General features: G+C 64.7%; 18 protein-coding genes and 1 pseudogene. 10 read left to right on the top strand and 9 right to left on the bottom strand.

Translation table 11 applies throughout. The features are described from left to right. Positions 1-250 precede the first annotated feature (250 nt). Positions 251-502, top strand: a complete 252-nt coding sequence (locus XH87_RS03465) for a DUF2798 domain-containing protein (protein WP_271586171.1) — start codon at positions 251-253, stop codon at positions 500-502. Positions 503-509: 7 nt separating this feature from the next. Here XH87_RS03465 and XH87_RS03460 read toward each other — a convergent pair whose 3' ends face one another. The 3 genes and pseudogenes from XH87_RS03460 to XH87_RS03450 all read right to left on the bottom strand — a co-directional run. Beyond that, positions 510-2297, bottom strand: a complete 1788-nt coding sequence (locus tag XH87_RS03460; protein WP_271586170.1) for a chloride channel protein — start codon at positions 2295-2297, stop codon at positions 510-512. Positions 2298-2309: 12 nt separating this feature from the next. After that, a complete protein-coding gene (locus XH87_RS03455) occupies positions 2310-2963 on the bottom strand; it encodes a class II aldolase/adducin family protein (RefSeq protein WP_193374118.1) in 654 nt (217 codons plus the stop codon). A gap of 169 nt (positions 2964-3132) precedes the next feature. Then, positions 3133-3363: pseudogene (locus tag XH87_RS03450) on the bottom strand (MarC family protein); the annotation flags it as partial. Between the two features lie 145 nt (positions 3364-3508). Here XH87_RS03450 and XH87_RS03445 point away from each other — a divergent pair. From XH87_RS03445 to XH87_RS03430, 4 genes are all read left to right on the top strand, one after another. Then, positions 3509-4075, top strand: coding sequence for a YciE/YciF ferroxidase family protein (locus tag XH87_RS03445; RefSeq protein WP_035705193.1), 567 nt, complete (start codon positions 3509-3511; stop codon positions 4073-4075). 151 nt (positions 4076-4226) lie between these two features. Beyond that, positions 4227-4610: an Hsp20/alpha crystallin family protein gene (locus XH87_RS03440; RefSeq protein WP_271525754.1), complete on the top strand. Its 384-nt coding sequence runs from the start codon at positions 4227-4229 to the stop codon at positions 4608-4610. A gap of 8 nt (positions 4611-4618) precedes the next feature. Then, positions 4619-7000, top strand: coding sequence for an endopeptidase La (gene lon / locus XH87_RS03435; protein WP_271586169.1), 2382 nt, complete (start codon positions 4619-4621; stop codon positions 6998-7000). A gap of 5 nt (positions 7001-7005) precedes the next feature. Next, positions 7006-7161 carry a hypothetical protein gene (locus XH87_RS03430; RefSeq protein WP_193374119.1) on the top strand — a complete coding sequence of 52 codons (156 nt, stop codon included), beginning with the start codon at positions 7006-7008 and terminating at the stop codon, positions 7159-7161. 69 nt (positions 7162-7230) lie between these two features. Here the strand turns inward: XH87_RS03430 and XH87_RS03425 are convergent, their stop codons facing one another. From XH87_RS03425 to XH87_RS03405, 5 genes are all read right to left on the bottom strand, one after another. Then, entirely contained in the window at positions 7231-7533 is a 303-nt protein-coding gene (locus XH87_RS03425) for an HU family DNA-binding protein (protein ID WP_148738628.1), read from the bottom strand. Between the two features lie 283 nt (positions 7534-7816). Continuing rightward, complete coding sequence (locus XH87_RS03420; protein ID WP_271586168.1) at positions 7817-9049, bottom strand: acetyl-CoA C-acetyltransferase; 1233 nt, start codon at positions 9047-9049, stop codon at positions 7817-7819. Between the two features lie 213 nt (positions 9050-9262). Continuing rightward, the gene (locus tag XH87_RS03415) at positions 9263-10726 is read right to left on the bottom strand and encodes a GH1 family beta-glucosidase (RefSeq protein WP_271586167.1); all 1464 of its coding nucleotides are present in this window, start codon (positions 10724-10726) and stop codon (positions 9263-9265) included. Positions 10727-10902: 176 nt separating this feature from the next. Beyond that, entirely contained in the window at positions 10903-11304 is a 402-nt protein-coding gene (locus XH87_RS03410) for a hypothetical protein (protein ID WP_271586166.1), read from the bottom strand. 61 nt (positions 11305-11365) lie between these two features. Continuing rightward, entirely contained in the window at positions 11366-11677 is a 312-nt protein-coding gene (locus XH87_RS03405; protein WP_271586165.1) for a hypothetical protein, read from the bottom strand. 160 nt (positions 11678-11837) lie between these two features. On the opposite strand from XH87_RS03405, the gene XH87_RS03400 reads away from it, so the two are divergent. From XH87_RS03400 to XH87_RS03380, 5 genes are all read left to right on the top strand, one after another. After that, positions 11838-12797, top strand: a complete 960-nt coding sequence (locus XH87_RS03400; RefSeq protein ID WP_271586164.1) for a helix-turn-helix domain-containing protein — start codon at positions 11838-11840, stop codon at positions 12795-12797. Positions 12798-12894: 97 nt separating this feature from the next. After that, positions 12895-13164, top strand: a complete 270-nt coding sequence (locus XH87_RS03395; protein ID WP_271586163.1) for a hypothetical protein — start codon at positions 12895-12897, stop codon at positions 13162-13164. A gap of 120 nt (positions 13165-13284) precedes the next feature. Next, positions 13285-14490, top strand: a complete 1206-nt coding sequence (locus XH87_RS03390) for an NAD(P)/FAD-dependent oxidoreductase (RefSeq protein WP_271586162.1) — start codon at positions 13285-13287, stop codon at positions 14488-14490. Positions 14491-14581: 91 nt separating this feature from the next. Further along, complete coding sequence (locus tag XH87_RS03385) at positions 14582-15499, top strand: MBL fold metallo-hydrolase (RefSeq protein WP_271586161.1); 918 nt, start codon at positions 14582-14584, stop codon at positions 15497-15499. A gap of 148 nt (positions 15500-15647) precedes the next feature. Next, a complete protein-coding gene (locus XH87_RS03380) occupies positions 15648-16394 on the top strand; it encodes an SDR family NAD(P)-dependent oxidoreductase (RefSeq protein WP_271586160.1) in 747 nt (248 codons plus the stop codon). Positions 16395-16534: 140 nt separating this feature from the next. On the opposite strand, the gene XH87_RS03375 is transcribed toward XH87_RS03380, so the two are convergent. Next, on the bottom strand, positions 16535-19009 hold the full coding sequence (locus XH87_RS03375) for a TonB-dependent receptor (protein ID WP_271586159.1): 2475 nt from the start codon (positions 19007-19009) through the stop codon (positions 16535-16537). Between the last annotated feature and the right edge of the window lie 157 nt (positions 19010-19166).

Here is a 19166-nt window from a genome sequence, read left to right as displayed (position 1 = left end):
AACAGTCTGTAACGCGTAAACCACTGAAATGGTTTCCCGATCGCGGCAAACCGCCACGCTTTGAAGGATTGTAAACCGAACGATCGGATCCAGCTTGAACCATCCAACCTGAGCGGATAATGAACAGCGGCGCCGTTTTCGGTCGCCGTAAGCGTTTCACGTGAACCAACGCATCAACCGACGTGGTCGGGATCGATGCCATTTAAGGGTTCAACGTGATCGACGCGTCCATTTCCTCGAAAGAAATCAGATGATTGCGGTTCGCAAACTGCCGGCGCGCTATGCGCCGATCGTGATGCCCTTTGTGTTGTCGATCTTCATGACGGCAGTGGTCTCGGTCATTTCGACGCTGCGGAGCCTCGGCGCAACGCCGGCGTTCCTCGCGATCTGGCCGGGCGCCTGGGCGCTGCCCTGGCTGGTCGCGTTTCCGACGCTACTCGTGGTCCTGCCGCTGGTCCGCCGGATCGTGGCCTGGCTCGTTGCAGCCCCACCTGCCCGATAGCAGATGCTTACGACAGGGCCCCCAGCACGCCCCTCGTCGCCTTGTCGATCTCCTCGACATAGCGGCGGCGGGCGAAGGTCTCGGTGAGGAAGCCGACCACCTTGCGGCTGTCGGTGGAATCGACCACCGCCAGCATCTCGGCCTCCGCCTCGTCGAACACCGCCATCGCCGATTTCACGTTCATTTCCGGGATCAGCACGATGTCGATCAGGCGCGCGAGCTCGATCACCTGGATGTCGTCGGCAATGGTGTCGAGATCGCTCGAGAACAAATCGGGCAACAGGACGAGGCCGACATATTCGTCCGCGTTGTTGACGATGACTATACCGGGCCTCGAGCCCAGCGCGAATTCGCTGCGCGCCGCGGCGATCGTCGTGGTCGACGGCACCTTGCCGACATCGGAGCGCATCAGGCGTTCGACGGTGAGATTGCGCAGCCAGCCGACGTCGTTGGCGCTGCGGATGGTCTCGCCGCGCAGATGCAGGCGCCAGGTCGAGAAGGAGTGGCCGAACATGAAGCGGACGCAGATCGAGGTGACGATGCAGCCGGCCAGCACCACGGCGGTGACATCGACGTTGCGGGTCATCTCGAGCACGAGGAACGACATCGTCAGGGGCCCGCCGACGATGGCGACACCGAGCGTCGCCATCCCGGTCAGCATCGCGACCAGCGGATCGATCACGAAGTTCGGGCTGATGAGCAGCAGCACAGCCGCGAAGAACTTTCCGATCAGGCTGCCGACGAACAGCGACGCGAAGAACAGGCCGCCGCGGAAACCCGAGGCGAGCGAGATCAGGCAGGCCGTCACCTTCAGGGCGATGATCACCGCGATCAGGCCGATCGTCATGTCGTGAAAGAGATCGAGCACCATGGCGCCATGGCCGGCCGCCAGCACCTGCGGCGTGATGATGGCGAAGCCGCCGACGATGAGGCCGCCGATCACCGGACGGAGCCAGACCGGCATCCAGGCGAACAGGCGCTCGAACTTCGGCGAGGATCGCATCACGGCGATGCCGACGCCGCTGGTGACGAGGGCAAGCCCGATCAGTGCCAGATATTGCTCGACGCCGACCGCGCTGACCTTGGGTATCTCCAGCGAGTACGGGGCGCCGCCAAGCCATTGCGCAGTCAGGGCGCCTGCGAGCGAGGCCGCCAGGATCGGAGCAGCGCTGCCGACCGAATAGACGCCGACGATCAGCTCGCAGGCGTAGAAGGCGCCGGTGATCGGCGCACCAAACGCCGCCGCGATCGCCGCGGCGGAGCCGCAACCGACCATCAGGCGCAGATCGTTGCGGCGCAGGTTGAAGAACTTGCCGAACAGTGAGGCGATCCCCGAGCCGATCTGGGTATAACCTGCCTCGAGGCCGACCGAGGCGCCGCAGCCGTTGGAGATCAGCGTCTGGCTCGACACCACCACGCTGTCACGCATCGACAGATTGCCGCCGCGCAGCGCATTGGCCTCGATCGGGTCGACCGCGCTCGAGATCTTCATGCGCCGCCGCGACCATTCCATGATGCCGAGCGCCAGCCCGCCGAGCGCGGGCGCGATCAGCGCCGCCCACGGACTCACATAGGCGTTGGCCGAGAGGCGCACGTCGATCGGGATGCCGTAGATCACCACATGCGCTATCTGCGCGATCTCGGCCATCAGCGTCACGATCGCACCCGCGAGCGTGCCGATCACGAGGGCGAGGGGGATCAGGTAGAACTCGTTGCTGCGCAACAACGCGCGGAGCCGAACCATGGTGCGGTTCGTCCCCTTGCGATCGACGAGATGTCTGATCCGCACGAACACCTTCTGCCCGCCCTACCCTTCCGACAGGCCGTAACCGGCCATGCGCCGGCGGACCCGTTCGATCTCGTCGCTCGGAAGCAGCGGCGGTTGTCCGATCTGGAGGCAGCCGTGATATTGTCGCGCCAGTGTCTCGACCTCGACGGCCAGCCACATCGCCTTGTCCAGCGTCCTGCCGATCGCGATCATGCCGTGGTGGTCGAGCAGGCAGGCAAGCCGGCCTTCGAGCGCCCGCACCGCATGTTCGGACAGCTCCACCGTTCCGAACGTCGCATAGGGCGCGCAGCGGATGCTATCGCCACCGGCTGCCGCGATCATGTAGTGCACAGGCGGAATCTCCATGCCCATGATTGCGAGGATGGTGCAATAGGTCGGATGGGCGTGCACGACGGCATTGACGTCGGGCCGAGACGTCAGGATGTCGCGATGGAAGCGCCACTCGCTGGACGGTTTCTGGTCGGGCGCGTGTGCGCCGTCCATGGCCATGAAGACGATCTGGTCCGGGGACATGGTCTCGTAGGGCACGCTGGTCGGCGTGACCAGGAGCCCGTCCACATGCCGGACGCTGATATTGCCCGAGGTGCCCTGGTTGATGCCGAGCGCGTTCATGCGGCGGCAGGCGTCGATGATGGCTTGCCTCTTGTCGAGTTCGTCCGCAGTCATCGACATCTCGGTTTCTTCTCGGCTTCTTGGCGATGGACGTTTGTTAGAGGGGAAGTACGTCAAAGCAATGCGGCAGCGCAAGCGAAAGCGACCGGATCGCGCCCCGTCTCGTCGCCGAATTCCCCGCTCCCCGAAACAGACCGCAAAATCAACAGATTAGCAGACTGTCGCACCTCTACGACAGGCTCGCCCGGACGGCCGCAATCCCGTTGATGGCGAACTGCACGGAATAGGCGGCGAGCAGCATGCCGAGCACGCGCGAGAGCACGGCATTTCAGGTACGCCCGAGGGTGCGCACGATCGGGTCCGCAGAGACGAAGTACAGCATGCAAAGCAGACAACCCGCGAGCACCACCGCGATGATGATCGCGAGCTTCGCGCCATGGCCGGCATCGCCCGACAGCAGCGCCAGGAAGACCCCTGCAGGCGCCCGACCTGAGCTACCGCCGCGAACGCCGGCTGCAGTTTGGAACTTTCGTTCTCCGAAGGTTTTGATCGCCCGAGGATTGAGGAAGGCGACGCCTTCCGGTGTCACCTCATGAGGAGGACGTATGGCTAAACGAGCGAAGAAACGCACGACCAGGAAGACCGCGGCGCATCGACCGCGTCAGGCGCCGAAGATGCTCAGCGACCTGTTTCTGGAAACGCTGAAGGACATCTATTTCGCCGAGAGCAAGATCATCAAGACCTTGCCAAAAATGGCGAAGGCGGCGCAGTCGAAAGAGCTGGCAGCCGCCTTCAACAAGCATCTGCGCGAGACCCAGGGCCAGGTCAAGCGGCTGGACCGGATCTTCAAGATGCTGGGCAAGCCTGCGCGCGGCAAGCCCTGCGAGGCCATCAACGGCATTACCGACGAGGGCGCCGGGATCATGAAGGAGTTCAAGGGAGCGCCGGCGCTCGATGCGGGACTGCTCGCGGCCGCCCAGGCGGTCGAGCACTACGAGATCTCTCGCTACGGCACGCTCCGCACCTGGGCCGAGGAGCTCGGCATGCAGGACGCAGCAAGGCTGCTTCAGGAGACGCTGGACGAGGAAGAGGCGACCGATCACACCCTGACGGAGCTCGCCACATCCGTGATCAACCTCGAAGCGGAAGAAGAGTACCGCACCGCGGCCTGACCCACGCCCCCACCATGACGGAACGTCGCGGCCCATGCCGCGGCGTTCGTTTGTTTGGTCGCACGACGGCGCATGGCACCTCGGCGCCACCGCTCTGGATTTCCCCGGAACCCGCCCCATATGCAGGCTTTCCCATCCCCGAGCTCGCATCATGCAACCCAAAAATTCCCTCGACTGGATGCTATCCGAAGCCCTGGACTCGCTGACCCGCGCCGATCGGCTGCGTCAGCAGTTCGGCCGCCAGGAAGCCTGCTGGGAGCCGCCGATCGACGTGCTCGAAACCGAGCGTGAGCTGTTGATCCTGGTCGCGCTTCCCGGCGTCAATCCGGACAATGTCGAGACGGTCATCCGTGACGGCGTTCTCATTATCTCCGGCCAGCGGACCCTCCCGCCGGAGCTGCGCAACGCGCGCATCCACCGGCTCGAGCTGCCGCAGGGCCGCTTCGAGCGGCGCATCGCACTCCCCCTTGGCCGCTACGCCATCAGCCGCTTCGTGATGGACGGCTGCGTCGCATTGCGCCTCGCCAAATCCTGAGGTCGATCATGGCCACCGAACAGATGAACAACGAACAGACCAACAACGACGTGAAGATCCCCGACGACGCGCTGATCATCATTCCCGTGCGCGAGATGGTGCTGTTTCCCGGCGCCATCGCCCCGATCACGATCGGCCGGGCGAAGTCCATCGCCGCCGCGCAGCAGGCGTTGCGCGAGCAGCGGCCGGTCGGCATCGTCCTGCAACGCAGCCCCGAGACCGAGGAGCCCGGGCCGGACGACCTCTACAGGGTCGCCACCATCGCCAACATCGTGCGCTACATCACCGCGCCCGACGGCACCCACCACATCGTCTGCCAGGGCGTGCAGCGCGCGCGCATCCTCGACTTCCTGCCGGGGACGCCGTTCCCGGCTGCGCGCATCCAGCAGATCCCCGAGCCGACCACGACCTCGCCCGAAATCGAGGCGCGGGCGCTGAACCTGCAGCGCCAGGCGATCGAGGCGATCGAGCTGCTGCCGCAGGCGCCGCCCGAGTTGGCCGCGATGTTCCAGGGCACCACCGCGCCCGGCGCGCTGGCGGATCTGGCGACCTCGTTCATGGACATCAAGCCGCAGGACAAGCAGGAGGTGCTGGAGACCATCGACCTCGCCCTGCGCGTCGAGAAGGTGTCGAAGCATCTGGCCGAGCGGCTGGAGGTGCTGCGCATCTCCAACGAGATCGGCCAGAAGACAAAGGCCTCTTTCGACGAGCGGCAGCGCGAGGCGATCCTGCGCGAGCAGATGGCGACCATCCAGCGCCAGCTCGGCGAAGGCGACGGCAAGGCGGCCGAGGTCGCCGAACTGACGGCAGCCATCGCCAAGGCCAACATGCCGCCGGAGGCGGACGCGCACGCCAAGAAGGAGCTACGCCGCTACGAGCGCATGCCGGAAGCCGCCGGCGAAGCCGGCATGGTTCGCACCTATCTCGACTGGCTGATCGAGCTGCCCTGGGCGCTGCCCGCGGAGAAGCCGATCGACATCAAGGCGGCGCGAGCCGTCCTGGACGCCGATCATTTCGGCCTGGAGAAGATCAAGAGCCGGATCATCGAATATCTGGCGGTCCGCAAGCTCGCTCCGCAGGGCAAGGCGCCGATCCTGTGCTTCGTCGGCCCGCCCGGCGTCGGCAAGACCTCGCTCGGCCAATCCATCGCGCGCGCGATGGACCGCCCCTTCGTGCGCGTCAGCCTGGGCGGCGTGCATGACGAGGCCGAAATCCGCGGCCACCGGCGCACCTATATCGGTGCGCTGCCGGGCAACATCATCCAGGGCATCAAGAAGGCAGGCAGCCGGAACTGCGTCATGATGCTGGACGAGATCGACAAGATGGGCCGCGGCGTTCAGGGCGATCCCTCCGCTGCCATGCTGGAGGTGCTCGACCCCGAGCAGAACGGGACGTTCCGGGACAATTACCTGGGCGTGCCCTTCGACCTGTCGCGCGTGGTGTTCATCGCGACCGCCAACATGCTGGACCAGATCCCGGGTCCGCTGCTGGACCGCATGGAGCTCATCAGCCTCGCCGGCTACACCGAGGATGAAAAGCTGGAGATCGCGCAGCGCTATCTGGTGCGGCGGCAGCTCGAGGCCAATGGCCTGACGGCCGAGCAGGCCGAGATCGAGCCGGAGGCGCTGAAGCTCATCGTCAAGGGCTACACCCGCGAGGCCGGCGTGCGCAATCTCGAGCGCGAGATCGGCAAGCTGTTCCGCCATGCCGCGGTGCAGGTCGCCGAAGGCATGGCTACGAAGGTCGTGGTGACGCCGAAGGACATCGCCACGGTGCTCGGCCAGCCGCGCTTCGAAGGCGAGATCGCACTGCGCACCAGCGTTCCCGGCGTGGCCACCGGACTCGCCTGGACGCCGGTAGGCGGCGACATCCTGTTCATCGAGGCAACGCGCGTGCCCGGCAAGGGCAGTCTGATCCTGACCGGCCAGCTCGGCGACGTCATGCGCGAGAGCGTGCAGGCTGCGATGACGCTGGTGAAGAGCAGAGCCTCGCAGCTCGGCATCGATCCGCAGCTGTTCGAGAAGAGCGACATCCACGTTCACGTCCCGGCGGGCGCGACCCCGAAGGACGGGCCGAGCGCGGGCGTCGCCATGTTCACGGCGCTGACGTCCCTGCTCACCAACCGTACGGTGCGCAGCGACACCGCGATGACCGGCGAGATCTCGCTGCGCGGCCTGGTGCTGCCGGTCGGCGGCATCAAGGAGAAGGTGGTGGCTGCGGCTGCCGCCGGGTTGAAGCGAGTGATGCTGCCGGCACGCAACAAGCGGGACTATGACGACATCCCGAAGAGCGCGCGGGACAACCTCGAATTCATCTGGCTGGAGCGCGTCGACGAGGCGATCGCCGCGGCGCTCGAGCCGACTGATGCCAAGGTCGAAGCTGCGGAGTGAATGCGATGAAGAAACTGCTGGACAGGGCGAAGAGATCGCGGAAAGCGCAGCGGCTGCGCCAGTTGCTCGATCGCGCGATCGACCGGGTTCGCGATACGCTTGCAGCGCCCGAGCCGCGGCTTCAGCCGGTCCCGATCCGGGTGAAGCGCCGCAAGGGTTGAGCCCTCCGTCTCGAGCCCTCGCGGCTGCCCCAACAAGAGGCCCCCTCGTTCAAGGGGGCCTTTGCGTTCTTAGGACACGGCGTCCTTCGCGGCCTTGACCGGACGGGCGCGGACGATCTTCCGGGCCGGCTTGGCCTTGAACATCATCTCTTCACCCGTGAACGGGTTGGTGCCCTTGCGCGCCTTGGTCGCGGGCTTCTTGATGACCACGAACTTGGCGAAGCCCGGCACCAGGAACAGGCCGTTCTTCTTGAGCTCCTTGTGGCCGACATCGGTCAGCGTCTCCATGACGCTCTTGACGTCGCGCTTGGAAAGCTCGGTGGCGGTCGCAATCTTTTCGATCAACTGCGATTTGGACATCTGGGTTGGCATCGTGTCTCCTCTGATTCGTTGCCGGTTGCATATTAGACCAACCGTTGAAGGCCTATAGCCTTCTGCACAGTTTTGTCGCGATTTTACGGGCTTTTCTGGCCCCCTGTGGCAAAAAACCCTGCTTTTTAGCGACTTCCGGAGCGGGAGAAGCCTCGGGCAGCGGTTTTTTGCCTTGTTTCAAAGGCCCGCACGCCATCTTGCTAAAGCTGATTCGCTGCTTTCGACAAGCGACGACCGGCCTCTTTGTCGGAGGCCGGTCGCGATTCACCCTGAAAAATAAGGACTAGACGCGCTCGATGATGATGGCCGGCGCCATGCCGCCGGCGGCGCACATGGTGACGAGTCCGCGCTTGAGGTCGCGCCGCTCGAGCTCGTCGAGCACGGTGCCGATCAGGATCGAGCCGGTGGCGCCGATGGGATGGCCGAGCGCGATCGAGCCGCCATTGACGTTGACCTTGGCGCGGTCGAGCTTGAGGTCGCGGATATATTTTTCCGCCACCACTGCAAAGGCCTCGTTGATCTCGAACAGGTCGATGTCGTCGATGGTGAGGCCCGCCTTCGCCAGCACCTTGCGCGTGGCCGGCACCGGCGCGTTCAGCATCAGGGTCGGCGAGTCCCCCATGTTGGCCATCGCGACCACGCGTGCGCGGGCTTTAAGGCCATGCGCCTTGGCGTAAGCAGGCGAGGCCAGAAGGATCGCGGCGGCGCCGTCGACGACTCCGGAGGAGTTGCCGGCGTGATGCACGAAGTCGATCTTCAGATCGGGATATTTTTGCAGGATGAGGCCGCGATAGGTCGTGCCCTTGTCGTCGAGCGCGTAGTCGGCGATCGCGGGAAACGCCGGCTTCAGGCTGCTGAGCCCTTCCATCGTGGTCTGCGGCCGCGGATACTCCTCGTGGTCGAGCGCGAGGCTGCCGTCTTCGTGGTGGACGGGTATGAGGCTCTTCCTGAAGTGGCCGTTCGCGATCGCATGCGCGGCGCGCTTCTGGCTCTCCAGCCCGAGCGCGTCGACATCCCTGCGCGTGATGCCTTCCATGGTCGCGATCGCGTCGGCGCAGACGCCCTGGTGCGACTGCGGATGCCGCGCACGAAGGCGCAGATTTCCGGAGTCCATCATCATCGGACCGCCGCCGCGGCGTCCCTCCATCGACATCATCTCGCAGCCGCCGGCGATGACGAGGTCCTCAGTGCCGGCCATGATCGAGCTCGCGGCCATGTTGACGCTGGTGATGCCGCTTCCACAGAAGCGGTCGAGCGTCACCGCGCTGGCGCGCTCGTCGTAGCCGGCATCGAGCGCTGACATGCGGCCGAGATCGCCGCTTTGCGTTGCGACCTGCGCGCTGCAGCCCCAGACGATGTCGTCGACGTCGGCCGTATTGATGCCGGTGCGATCCGCGAGCGCGCGCAGCACGGTTGCCCCGAGCTGCTGCGGATGAATGCCCGAGAGCGCTCCCTTGCCGGCCTTGCCGACGCCTCGTGGGGTCCGGCAGGCATCGATGATCAGCGCGTCAGCCATTGGCGTTGTCCTCCTGTTATGAGCGTTGAGGACGGTTCTGAATAAGGGGGCGAGGAGAGTCAATGCGCGGCGTTTAAGCCCCTCAGCTGGATTTTCCGTTACACGAAAGCCTCGGCGACGTCATGGCCGGGCTTGTCCCGGTCATCCACGCTTTGCCACGGGCACGAAGAACGTGGATGCCCGAGCACGACGACCTCGACACGAGGGAAGAGTTCACGCTCCCGCCGCGTTCTTTGCGATCACGTTGCGATAGAAACTGGCGCTGAGCTTTGGCGTACGCACCTGGGTGTCGAAATTGACGTGGTACAGCCCGAAACGCTTGTTCAGACCGTAGACCCACTCGAAATTGTCCATCAGGCTCCACAGGAAATAACCGCGCACCGGCACGCCCTCGCTGGTGGCGCGCTGGAGCTGGGCGAGATAGTTCCGCAAATACATGATGCGGTCGGTATCGTAGATCTTGCCGTCCGGCGTCACCGCATCGTCGCCGGATGCGCCGTTCTCGCTGATATAGATCGCATCCGTCTTCCAGACCTTTGCCGCCAGCTTCGGCACCCAGTAGATCGTCTCGGGCCCGACGCGCAGCCAGTCCGAATTCATGTGCGGAAACGATTTCGGGATCGGCAGCGGCATGAAGCCCGCGCCCTGGTCGGAGGCCACGACGTAATTGTTCGGCGCGTAGATGTTGAGGCCGAGGAAGTCGACCGGCGAGGAGATGATCTTTAGCTCCGCATCGGTGAACTTCGGCGCGTTGGGCCCGGCGAATTTCAGGAAGGCGTCGGTATAGCGCCCCGTCATGATGACGTTGAGATAACCGGCATTCATCTCCCGCAGCGCGATCTCCGCGGCGCGAACGTTCTCAGGCGTGTCGATCGCGGGCGCGCAGGCATCGACGTTCTCGGCCGGCCCCACCCTGGTGCCGCGGCGGCCATGGGCGCGCACCGCCTGCACCGCGAGCCCGTGCGCCAGCGCGCTGTTGTGCCTGATCTGGTTGACATCGGCCTGCGGCAGCGTCAGCCCCGGCGCGTCGATGCCGATGCCGTAACCGAAATAGACGAAGCGGCCGCTCTCATTCAGCGTGAACACGTTCCTGACCCGGTCGGTCAGACGCTCGGCGACATAGGCCGCGTAATCGCCGAAGATCTTGCAGGTTTCCGTCGAGCGCCAGCCGCCAAAACGGTCCTGGAGCGATTGGGGCAGGTCCCAATGATAGAGCGTCAGCCACGGCTCGATGCCGTTCTTCAGGAGCTCATCGACGAGACGATTGTAGAAGTCGAGCCCCTTCGGGTTGGGCTTGCCGTCGCCGTCCGGAAACAGCCGCGGCCAGGCCACCGAGAAGCGATAAGCCTTGCAGCCGAGTTCCTTGATGAGCGCGATGTCCTCCTTGTAGCGGTGATAGTGTTCATTGGCGCGGTCACCCGTGGTGCCGTCCTCGATCTTGCCGGGGATGCGCACGAACTTGTCCCAGATCGAGGGTCCTCGCCCGTCCTCGTTCACCGCGCCTTCCACCTGATAGGACGAGGTCGCCGTGCCCCAGACAAAGCCGGCTGGAAAGCCGCTCCCGCCGCGCGGCGGCCGTCCCGGCTTGGCTTCGACTTGGTCGAGCGCGCCAGTCATCCCGGCTGCGGACAGCCCCGCGATCTTCGCAAGCTGGCGACGCGAGACCTTGTCCGTCATTGATGCTTCCCCACTCTTGCGTTGTTGCCGGCGCACAATGGCGAGTCGCGGGCCGTTTGAGAAGCCGGCGGGCGCGGGATAAGGATGCAGAATTGCGGCCCACGACATGCCCATCAGAGCCCCCAAAACGAGAGGATCGCACTTGGCTTCCTGGGGCGGCAGCCTGAAAAGGGAGATCAGCGCGAGCGCTTCGGCAATTTTGGCAACTTGTCGGGATTGAACGCCTGCGCCTGCTTGGCACATGCCGGCGGCTGCTGTTCCGTCAGAATGAGCGTGCCATGGAGGATCATTCCCGGCACCTGCTGGGCCGTCGCGGTGTATCTCGCAATCTTGCCGAGGGAGTATCCCTCGATGTCCAGCGTGAGCTCATCTTCAACGCCGAAGACCGTTGCCCGCCCATCGGTATGCCGCTTCGTCGACACGGTCGCGGTGAAACGGTCGCCGTCAACTCTGCAGGAGCCGTGATACGTCATCAGGCTGTCACGCCCCCAAATCCGGCCGTCTGCGACATGGACGATCCCGGTACCCTGGTCGAGCGGCGTGCTGTACCACGCCGCGTAGGTGCCGTCCTTCAGCATGGGAGCAGTCTCCCCTGGTATTGCCATGCGGATCATTGGCATCATCAGTGCGAACAAACGGTTAACCCGGCCCGAGCCAATCCGGTCTTTCCTTGCGCAGCTCTGCTTCAAGCTCCTCGATGATGCTGTGAAGCAGATGCACGGCAAGCGGGTCGGTCACTTCGCGCTCCAAATGCCGGTAACGCGCGATCAGGAATTCCTGCTCTCTCAACTGGCGTTCTGTCATCAGACGGCCCTCCGCCACATCGACGCGGAGAGGACCGAGCAGTTTCAGTAAAACTTTCAGATCATTTTCCATGGTTTCTGATCGGTTAACGGCTAGGCGGCGCCAGGCCTCGTCCGTCGGGCCGCGCGACAGCTCATCGTCGCTCATCGTGCGTTTGTGAAACCGCAACGATTGCCTGGAGCGGGATCGGGCAAAACAGAACCGTTTCAGGCAAGACCCGAAGCCCCCGCGCCGCATAGAACCCGCGCCGACCCGTACAAATACGGCCCCTGATCCGAGGCAGCCAGCGATCAGAAGGAGCTATGCAATGACCGGGAGCACCGCACTCATGCTCAATCCCTCGTCCAGGGGCCAGCCGCCCGTCCCCAGCGCGCAACCCGCCGATAGCGCAATGTCCGAGCGGCGCGCCGCCGACGTGGAGATGGCGCGGGTGCTCGGGACCGAACCGACCCGCATGGCCCTGGACTCCTCCGGTGCCGGAATCGCGCATTGGAACCATGATCCATTGCATGACGTCGTCGAGCCCATGAGCCACCACGTGATCATGGCGTATAACGGCGTGATCCAACGCATGGAGCGCCGGTCGGGAAGATCGGTTTCGATCGGCACGTTTCGCCCCGGCGTCGTGATCATCATTCCGGAAGGATCGAGCTCCCGATGGGACATTCCGAAGCCCGTCGATGTCGTTCAACTCTACCTTCCGAATGCGACACTGAAGCGCGTTGCCGGCGAGGCCGGGATCGCAGGAGCGGCCGACCTGCTGGAGCGGACGGCGCACCCTGATCCCATCACGTCCAGACTGCTCTTGAGTGCAGCGGATGCGCTCGAAGGCAACGGGGTCCTGGATACGCTGTTCCGGCATCAGGTGACGGATCTTCTTGCCACCCGCGTCCTGGCTGCGCACACTGGTTCGCCGGCCACGTTCCATCCGGCCACGGGCGGGCTGTCGCCGAAGGTCCTGCTCCGCGCGATCGAACGCTTGCGCTCGGACAGCGATACGGACGTCTCGCTCGCCGCGCTCGCGTCGGACGCCGGCCTGTCGCGCTTCCACTTCTGCCGCGCATTCAAGGAAAGCACCGGGCTTTCGCCGCATGCCTGGCTGCGCCAGCACCGCCTGGAGCAGGCCATGAGGATGCTGCACGACACCGACGAGTCGGTCGTCTCGATCGCTGCCGCGCTCGGCTATTCCTCCCAGACCGCTTTCGCCGCAGCATTTAGGAAGCTGACCGGCGAAGCGCCGAGCGATTGGCGCAGGCGCATGCGTTAGCAGCAATCGCTCTATAGCGACAGCAATCGCTCTGGGGCAGCGGCACCCCTGATCGGTTAGATCATCATCATGTCCAATCCCACGACGGAGAGAGATGATGATCGGGAAAGATTTCGTCCACCGGCTGGCAATCACCTCATCCCGCAAGGGTCTCGCGACCGCGGTCGTGTACGGACTCACGCTGACCGTTCGCTTCACTTCAACCGCAGGTGACGACATTCCGCCGCCATCCGTACAACGCGCTCACCCGGTGATTTCAGTCATCACCGGAGACGACTCCCGCCTTCCCTATCAGGACTGGAGCCGCAAGTCCGCGCCGTCGATCGTCTTTCGTCAGGGCTGGCCGCTCGGCTGCCCCGTCCATTGAGCGCCTGCGAATTCGCTTCAACCTTCGCGTCGTTGCCGCCCGCAACAGGGCTTGCCGCAAACCGGTAGCGGCGGCGGCAACGCGCCTGTGCCCAGGAAGATCAACCAAGGGAGACCGTCAATGCGACTAGTCATCATCGGCGCCGGCTTCGCCGGCATGTATGCCGCTCTTTCCGCTGCCCGCCTGCGCGAGATTCGGGGCGTCTCGCCCGACGAGTTCGAGATCGCGCTGGTCGCACCCGAGCCGACGCTGATCGTCCGCCCGCGCCTCTACGAGAAGAATCCGGAGACCTTGACGGCGCCGCTCCTCGATGTGCTCAAGGCGATCGACGTCACCTATGTTCAGGGCAGCGTCGAGACGGTTGAGACCCAATCCCGCATGGTGAAGATCGCCACGACGAAGGGCACCAAGAAGACGCTTGCCTACGATCGCGTCGTGGTCGCCGCCGGGAGCCGGCTGTTCCGCCCGAACATTCCGGGTCTTGCCGAGCACGGCTTCAGCGTCGATTCGCTGGACGATGCGATTGCGCTCGACAGGCACCTGCATGGCCTCGCCAAGCGGCCGGCCGTGAACGGACGCGACACGATCGTCGTCGCCGGCGGCGGCTTCACCGGCATCGAAGCGGCCACCGAAATGCCGGCGCGGCTCCGCGCAATCCTCGGCCCGGATGCCAAGACTCGCGTCATCATCGTCGAGCGCAGCAGCGTGATCGCACCCGACATGGGCGCAGGTCCTCGACCGACCATCGAGAGCGCCCTCCGCAAGCTCGGCGTAGAGACCCGCCTCGGGGCCGGGGTCGCCTCGCTCGACGAGTCCGGCGTCACCTTGTCGAACGGCGAGCACATCGAAACCGAGACCGTGATCTGGGCGGCGGGTATTCGTGCGGCCCCTCTGACGGCTCAAATTCCCGCCGAGCGCGACAATTTCGGCCGGTTGCTGGTCGATCGCTGTTTGCGGGTGCCGGGCGTCGAGGGCGTCTTCGCGACCGGCGACGCGGCCCGTGCCGCCTGCGACGACGAGGGCAATTACGCACTGATGTCGTGCCAGCACGCCACGCGCATGGGCGCCTTTGCGGGCAACAATGCCGCCGCCGAGCTGCTCGGCGTTCCCACCAGGCCCTATCACCAGAAGGCCTACGTCACCTGTCTCGATCTCGGCGAAGCCGGCGCACTGTTCACCCGCGGCTGGGATCGCAAGGTCGAGATGGTCGGCGATGTCGCCAAGAAGACGAAGCAAGAGATCAACACCGTCTGGATCTATCCGCCGAAGGCCGAACGTGCCGCTGCGCTCGCATCGGCCGATCCGGAACGCGTGACCAGCCTCTAACGCACGACGCCATGGCAGGCGGCAGCCCCCTGGCGGCGCGGCCTGCTCAAACGAAGATCAGCCAGAACAAGAACCGCAACAGGAGACCAACATGAACCTGCACAACACCTCCTACCCCGCGACATCGAAGCCCGAAGAGCTTGTCCCGTCGCGCTACGCCCTGAAGGTCGGCGACATCGACGTGCTGGTGGTGAGCGACGGCGTGCTGCCGCTACCCGCCGAGATGTTGGCGCACAATGCCGACCCCGCGGTCCGCGCGGCCTGGCTGGACGACATGTTCCTGCCGCCGGACGCGTTCGACTGGGCGTTGAACGTGGTCGTGGTGCGCAGTGGAGAGCAGACCATTCTGATCGACGCCGGGCTCGGACTGGACCCGGACCTGCACCTTCCGCGAGCCGGGCAGTTGGTCAAGCGACTGGAGGCCGCCGGCATCGATCTGGCATCCGTGACCGACGTGGTGCTGACCCACATGCACATGGACCATGTCGGCGGGTTGCTCGTGGAAGGCGTGAAAGCCCGGCTGCGTCCGGACCTGCGGATCCATGTGGCAGCCGCCGAAGTCAAGTTTTGGGAGTCGCCCGATTTCTCCCGCGTCTCCATGCCGCCGGGATTCCCCGACGCGCTTCGACAGACGGCCAAACGGTTCGCGCACGAATATCACAACCAGCTCCGGACGTTTGAAGCCGAATTCGAGGTCGCGCCGGGGGTGGTGGTCTGCCGCACCGGCGGTCACACCCCCGGGCACAGCGTGGTCCGCCTGACCTCCGGCGGCGAGCGACTGACATTCGCCGGCGACCTCGTGTTCACCGTCGGATTCGAACACCCTGACTGGCACAACGGATTCGAACACGATCCCGAGGAAGCCGCCCGCGTCAGAGTGAACCTTTTGCGGGAGCTTGCGGCGAACCGCGAGCTGCTGGTGGCCACGCATATGCCGTTCCCGTCGGTCGGTCATGTCGCGGTCGCCGGCGACGCTTTCCGCTGGGTGCCCGTGTCCTGGGACTATTGAGCGGCTTGCCGGACCGAATCCAAACCGGGGCGCGCGCTCATCGCGATGAGTCTGCGCCCTGGACTCCACATGCACTGAGCTGGTGACGCCGAAGCGTTGGTCTACGGGCGCTCCGGCGATTTCGAACGGCACAACCAGGCGAACGAACATGCAGGAAAACAAAGTCATCATCATCACGGGCGGCAGTTCCGGCATCGGTCGAGCCGCAGCTCTCCGTTTCGCCAGCCAAGGCGACAGGGTGCTCATCACCGGCCGTCGTGCCGGGCCTATTGAGAAGACGATGGCGGAGCATCAGAACATCACGGGCCTGATTGCGGATACCGCTTCCGCAGAAGACGCCGGGCGGACCATTGCCGAGGCGATCGGTAAATGGGGCCGGCTGGACACGCTCGTCAACAACGCCGGCGCAGGAGCCATCCTTCCGTTGTCGGATGTTGCGGCCGAGCGGATCGCGGACATCTTTTCCGTCAATGTGGTCGGTCCAAGCCTGCTGGCCCGCACCGCCCTTCCTCACCTGCAGTCAACGCGGGGCACCATCATCAACATCTCCTCGACATTTGGTCACCGGCCGGCCGCGGGACTGTCCCACTACGCTGCGAGCAAGGCGGCGCTGGAACACCTGACACGCTGCTGGGCGCTCGAGCTCGCGCCACTTGGAATAAGGGTGAATGCGATCGCGGCCGGCCCGACCGAATCCGGCGCCTTGACCGGAATGATGGGGCTGTCCGCGGAAGCGGCAGAAGCCGTCAAGGACGAAGAGCGCGCGCGAATTCCGCTCGGTCGGCGCGGCGTTCCCGACGACATCGCGCGATGGATCGTGCAGCTTGCAGGTCCCGCCTCGCAATGGATGACGGGCCAAGTTCTCGCAGTCGATGGTGGCCTGGGACTGGCCTAGTTTCATGATCCGGAAAAGTGCAGCGGCTTTCCGGAACGATCATGCCCGAAGAATAACCCGAAGCGCGACAACGAATCGTCCCTACCGCATCGCGCTTTGAGTCCTGCGCCGACATTGAATCCGCCGCGCTTCGTATACGCCTAGAACGTCACCCGCATCCCGGCATAGAACGCGCGCGGCCGTGCCGGGCTCAGCGAACGCGGGTCGATGAAGTCGTTGCCGCCGTTGGTGAAGTTGGGCAAGGCCTCACGGTCGAAGAACTGGCCGTAGGTGACGTAGCGCTTGTCGAACACGTTGTCGACGCGGCCGTAGAGCTGGATGTTCTTCGTCACCTGGTAGGACGTGTGGAGATTGAACACCGTATAGGACGGCAGCTTCGCGAACTGGTTCGACTCGTCGCCGACGAGATATTGGCTGGAGACGAACAGCGCGTTGCCGCCGACCTTCCAGACGTCGGTCACGGCGTAATCGACGCCGACCTTGACGCGGTGGCGCGGGATCGCAGGGATCTGGTTGCCGGGTCTGACCTGGATGGTGTCAGTGGCGTCATCGGCGAACGGGCTTTCCGAGCCGAGCTCGAGCGGATCGAGGAAGCGCGCGTCGACGAAGGCGTAGCTGGCCTGGAATTGGAGCGTGGGCGACTTGATGTTGACCTCTGCTTCCAACCCTTGCCGCCGTGTCCGGCCGACATTGGTGAAATAGCCAAAGCCCGTCCGCCCAACGACGGGCACCGCTACGATGTCGTCATAGTTGGTGGCGCGAAAGCCGCCGATTTTCCATCCGAGCGTGCCGATATTCAGCTCCTTGGTGCCGCGGAAGCCGGCCTCCACGGTCTTGGAGACGACCTGCTTCAACGGCGGGTCGGAAACAAGGAACGCCGCGATGAGACAGGGCCGGGCGGGATCCGCGCAGCCGAGCTCGAGCGGCGTCGGCACGCGGTTGGCCTCGGAATAGCCGGCATAAGCGGTCAATCCCGGCGTGATCTTGTAGGTCCCGCCGATCATCGGATTGAAGCGGGTAAAGGTGTGATCGCCGTTGAGCGCGGTCCCGAGTTGATCCTCCAGCGAGATCCGCGCCGCGTTGAAGCGGCCGCCGCCCGTGATGGCGAAGGCATCCGTGACGTTGAACGTGTCCATCGCGTAGAGACCGTTGTATTGATTGACGGTCCGCAACGAGACGGGGCCGGCAACGGGGTCTACCGTGGGAGTCGCTCCCAGGAAGACACCGCTGCCGCTGACGACGTAGTTCTCTCCCATCGAGCCGATCTCGGCGGTGGCGTTGTAGCGCGTGACACTGGCGTCATAGGTTGCGCCCATCACGAAGCGGTTGTCGTGGCCGGACAGTTGATCGGTGTTGGTGGCCTGTCCCGACACGCCGAACGTGGTCGAACGTATCGAGCCCCGGTCGATTTCGCCGAGGATCGTTCCCGGAGCAAAGGGGTTGGCAAGCTGCACGCCGCCCGCACCGTTGGCGGGTGTGGTGTCGTCGCCAAAGCAGAGCAACGCCGGATCTGCACCGCACTCCTCCACGTCGGTCGGATTGCCGTCGACGACCTTCTGCTCGAACCTGCGCACATGGGCGGTACCTTCGAGCGTCCAGGTCGGTGTCGCGTCGACCTTGCCGGTCAGGTTGAGATAACCGACGCGATTGGAGGTGGTCTGCGGCGTGGTGTAGGTCGCGCCCCAATATTTGTCGAGTAGCTCGGCCGGAACGGTCGCGCTGGCGCCGAAATCGTTCTTGGCCACTCCCATATTGGCGTGGAATTCGCTGTCGCCGGCCTTGTAGCCGACGTCGCCGTAGAAGCGCCGTACGTCCGATTGAGAGAAATTGCGGAAGCCGTTGTCGTGCAAGCCTTCGAGCGCGGCATAGACGGCGTAGTTCTTGTCGACCTGCTTGCCCCATTGCGCCGAGCCCTGGATGCGGCCGAACGACCCGCCCATGATGTCGATCTCGGCGCCCTGATAGGTGAAGCCGTCCTTCATTTGCAGGTTGATCGCGCCGCCCAGCGCGTTGAGACCGAAGGCGGGGTTGTTGGTCACCAGCGTCACCGACCTGATCGCGGCGGTAGGGATCAGGTCCCAGTTGACCGCGTCCGAGAACGCCTCATTGATACGGACACCGTTCTGATACACGGCAAGGCCCTGCGGCGTGCCGATCACGGGGGAGGCGACGAAGCCGCGAAACTCGACATCCGGCGTGAACGGATTGCCCGTGACTTCGCTGATATTGACGCCCGGCACGTAGTCGCGCAGCGCATCTGTGACGTTCAGCGAACCCGTGCGCTTGATCTGGCTGGCATCAACGGCATTGATCGCCGACGGGACCTTGTCGACATCGAGACCCCTGCCCGTGCCCGGCGCGGTGGGGTAGACGTAAAGACGTGTCCTGGGGCCGGCGGACCCCGGCGCTCCCACGCGCGCGACCGGTCGCACCGGCGCGGTGCGCCTCGCCGCCGAAGGCGGCGGCGCCGCCACCTCGACCGGCGGCAGGTTCTGGACGTTGGTCTCTTCGTCCTGAGCGGCCTCGGCAGGGCTCGCGAAAACCAACCCGGACACCAGCCCGGTCGAAACCGACGCCATCAACAAACGACGCTTGAACCACAGACGCTCGCCCATCCCTGCCTTCCCATCCGTCACCACCGGCTGTTCTGATTTTCGCCGTTTGGTCGAGCGAGGAGTGTAATCTGGGGCCGTTCGCGCGCCAGCCACAAAAGGTCGGGCAGTATCCGCACCCGTTTTCCCGACAGAATCGGGAATTTTTCCCGATTAACCT

This window comes from Bradyrhizobium sp. CCBAU 53415 (assembly GCF_028128735.1).
In the GTDB taxonomy this organism is placed as follows: Bacteria; Pseudomonadota; Alphaproteobacteria; order Rhizobiales; family Xanthobacteraceae; genus Bradyrhizobium.
Note: the sequence above shows the minus strand (reverse complement) of the source record. Positions and strands in the feature narration are given on the sequence as shown.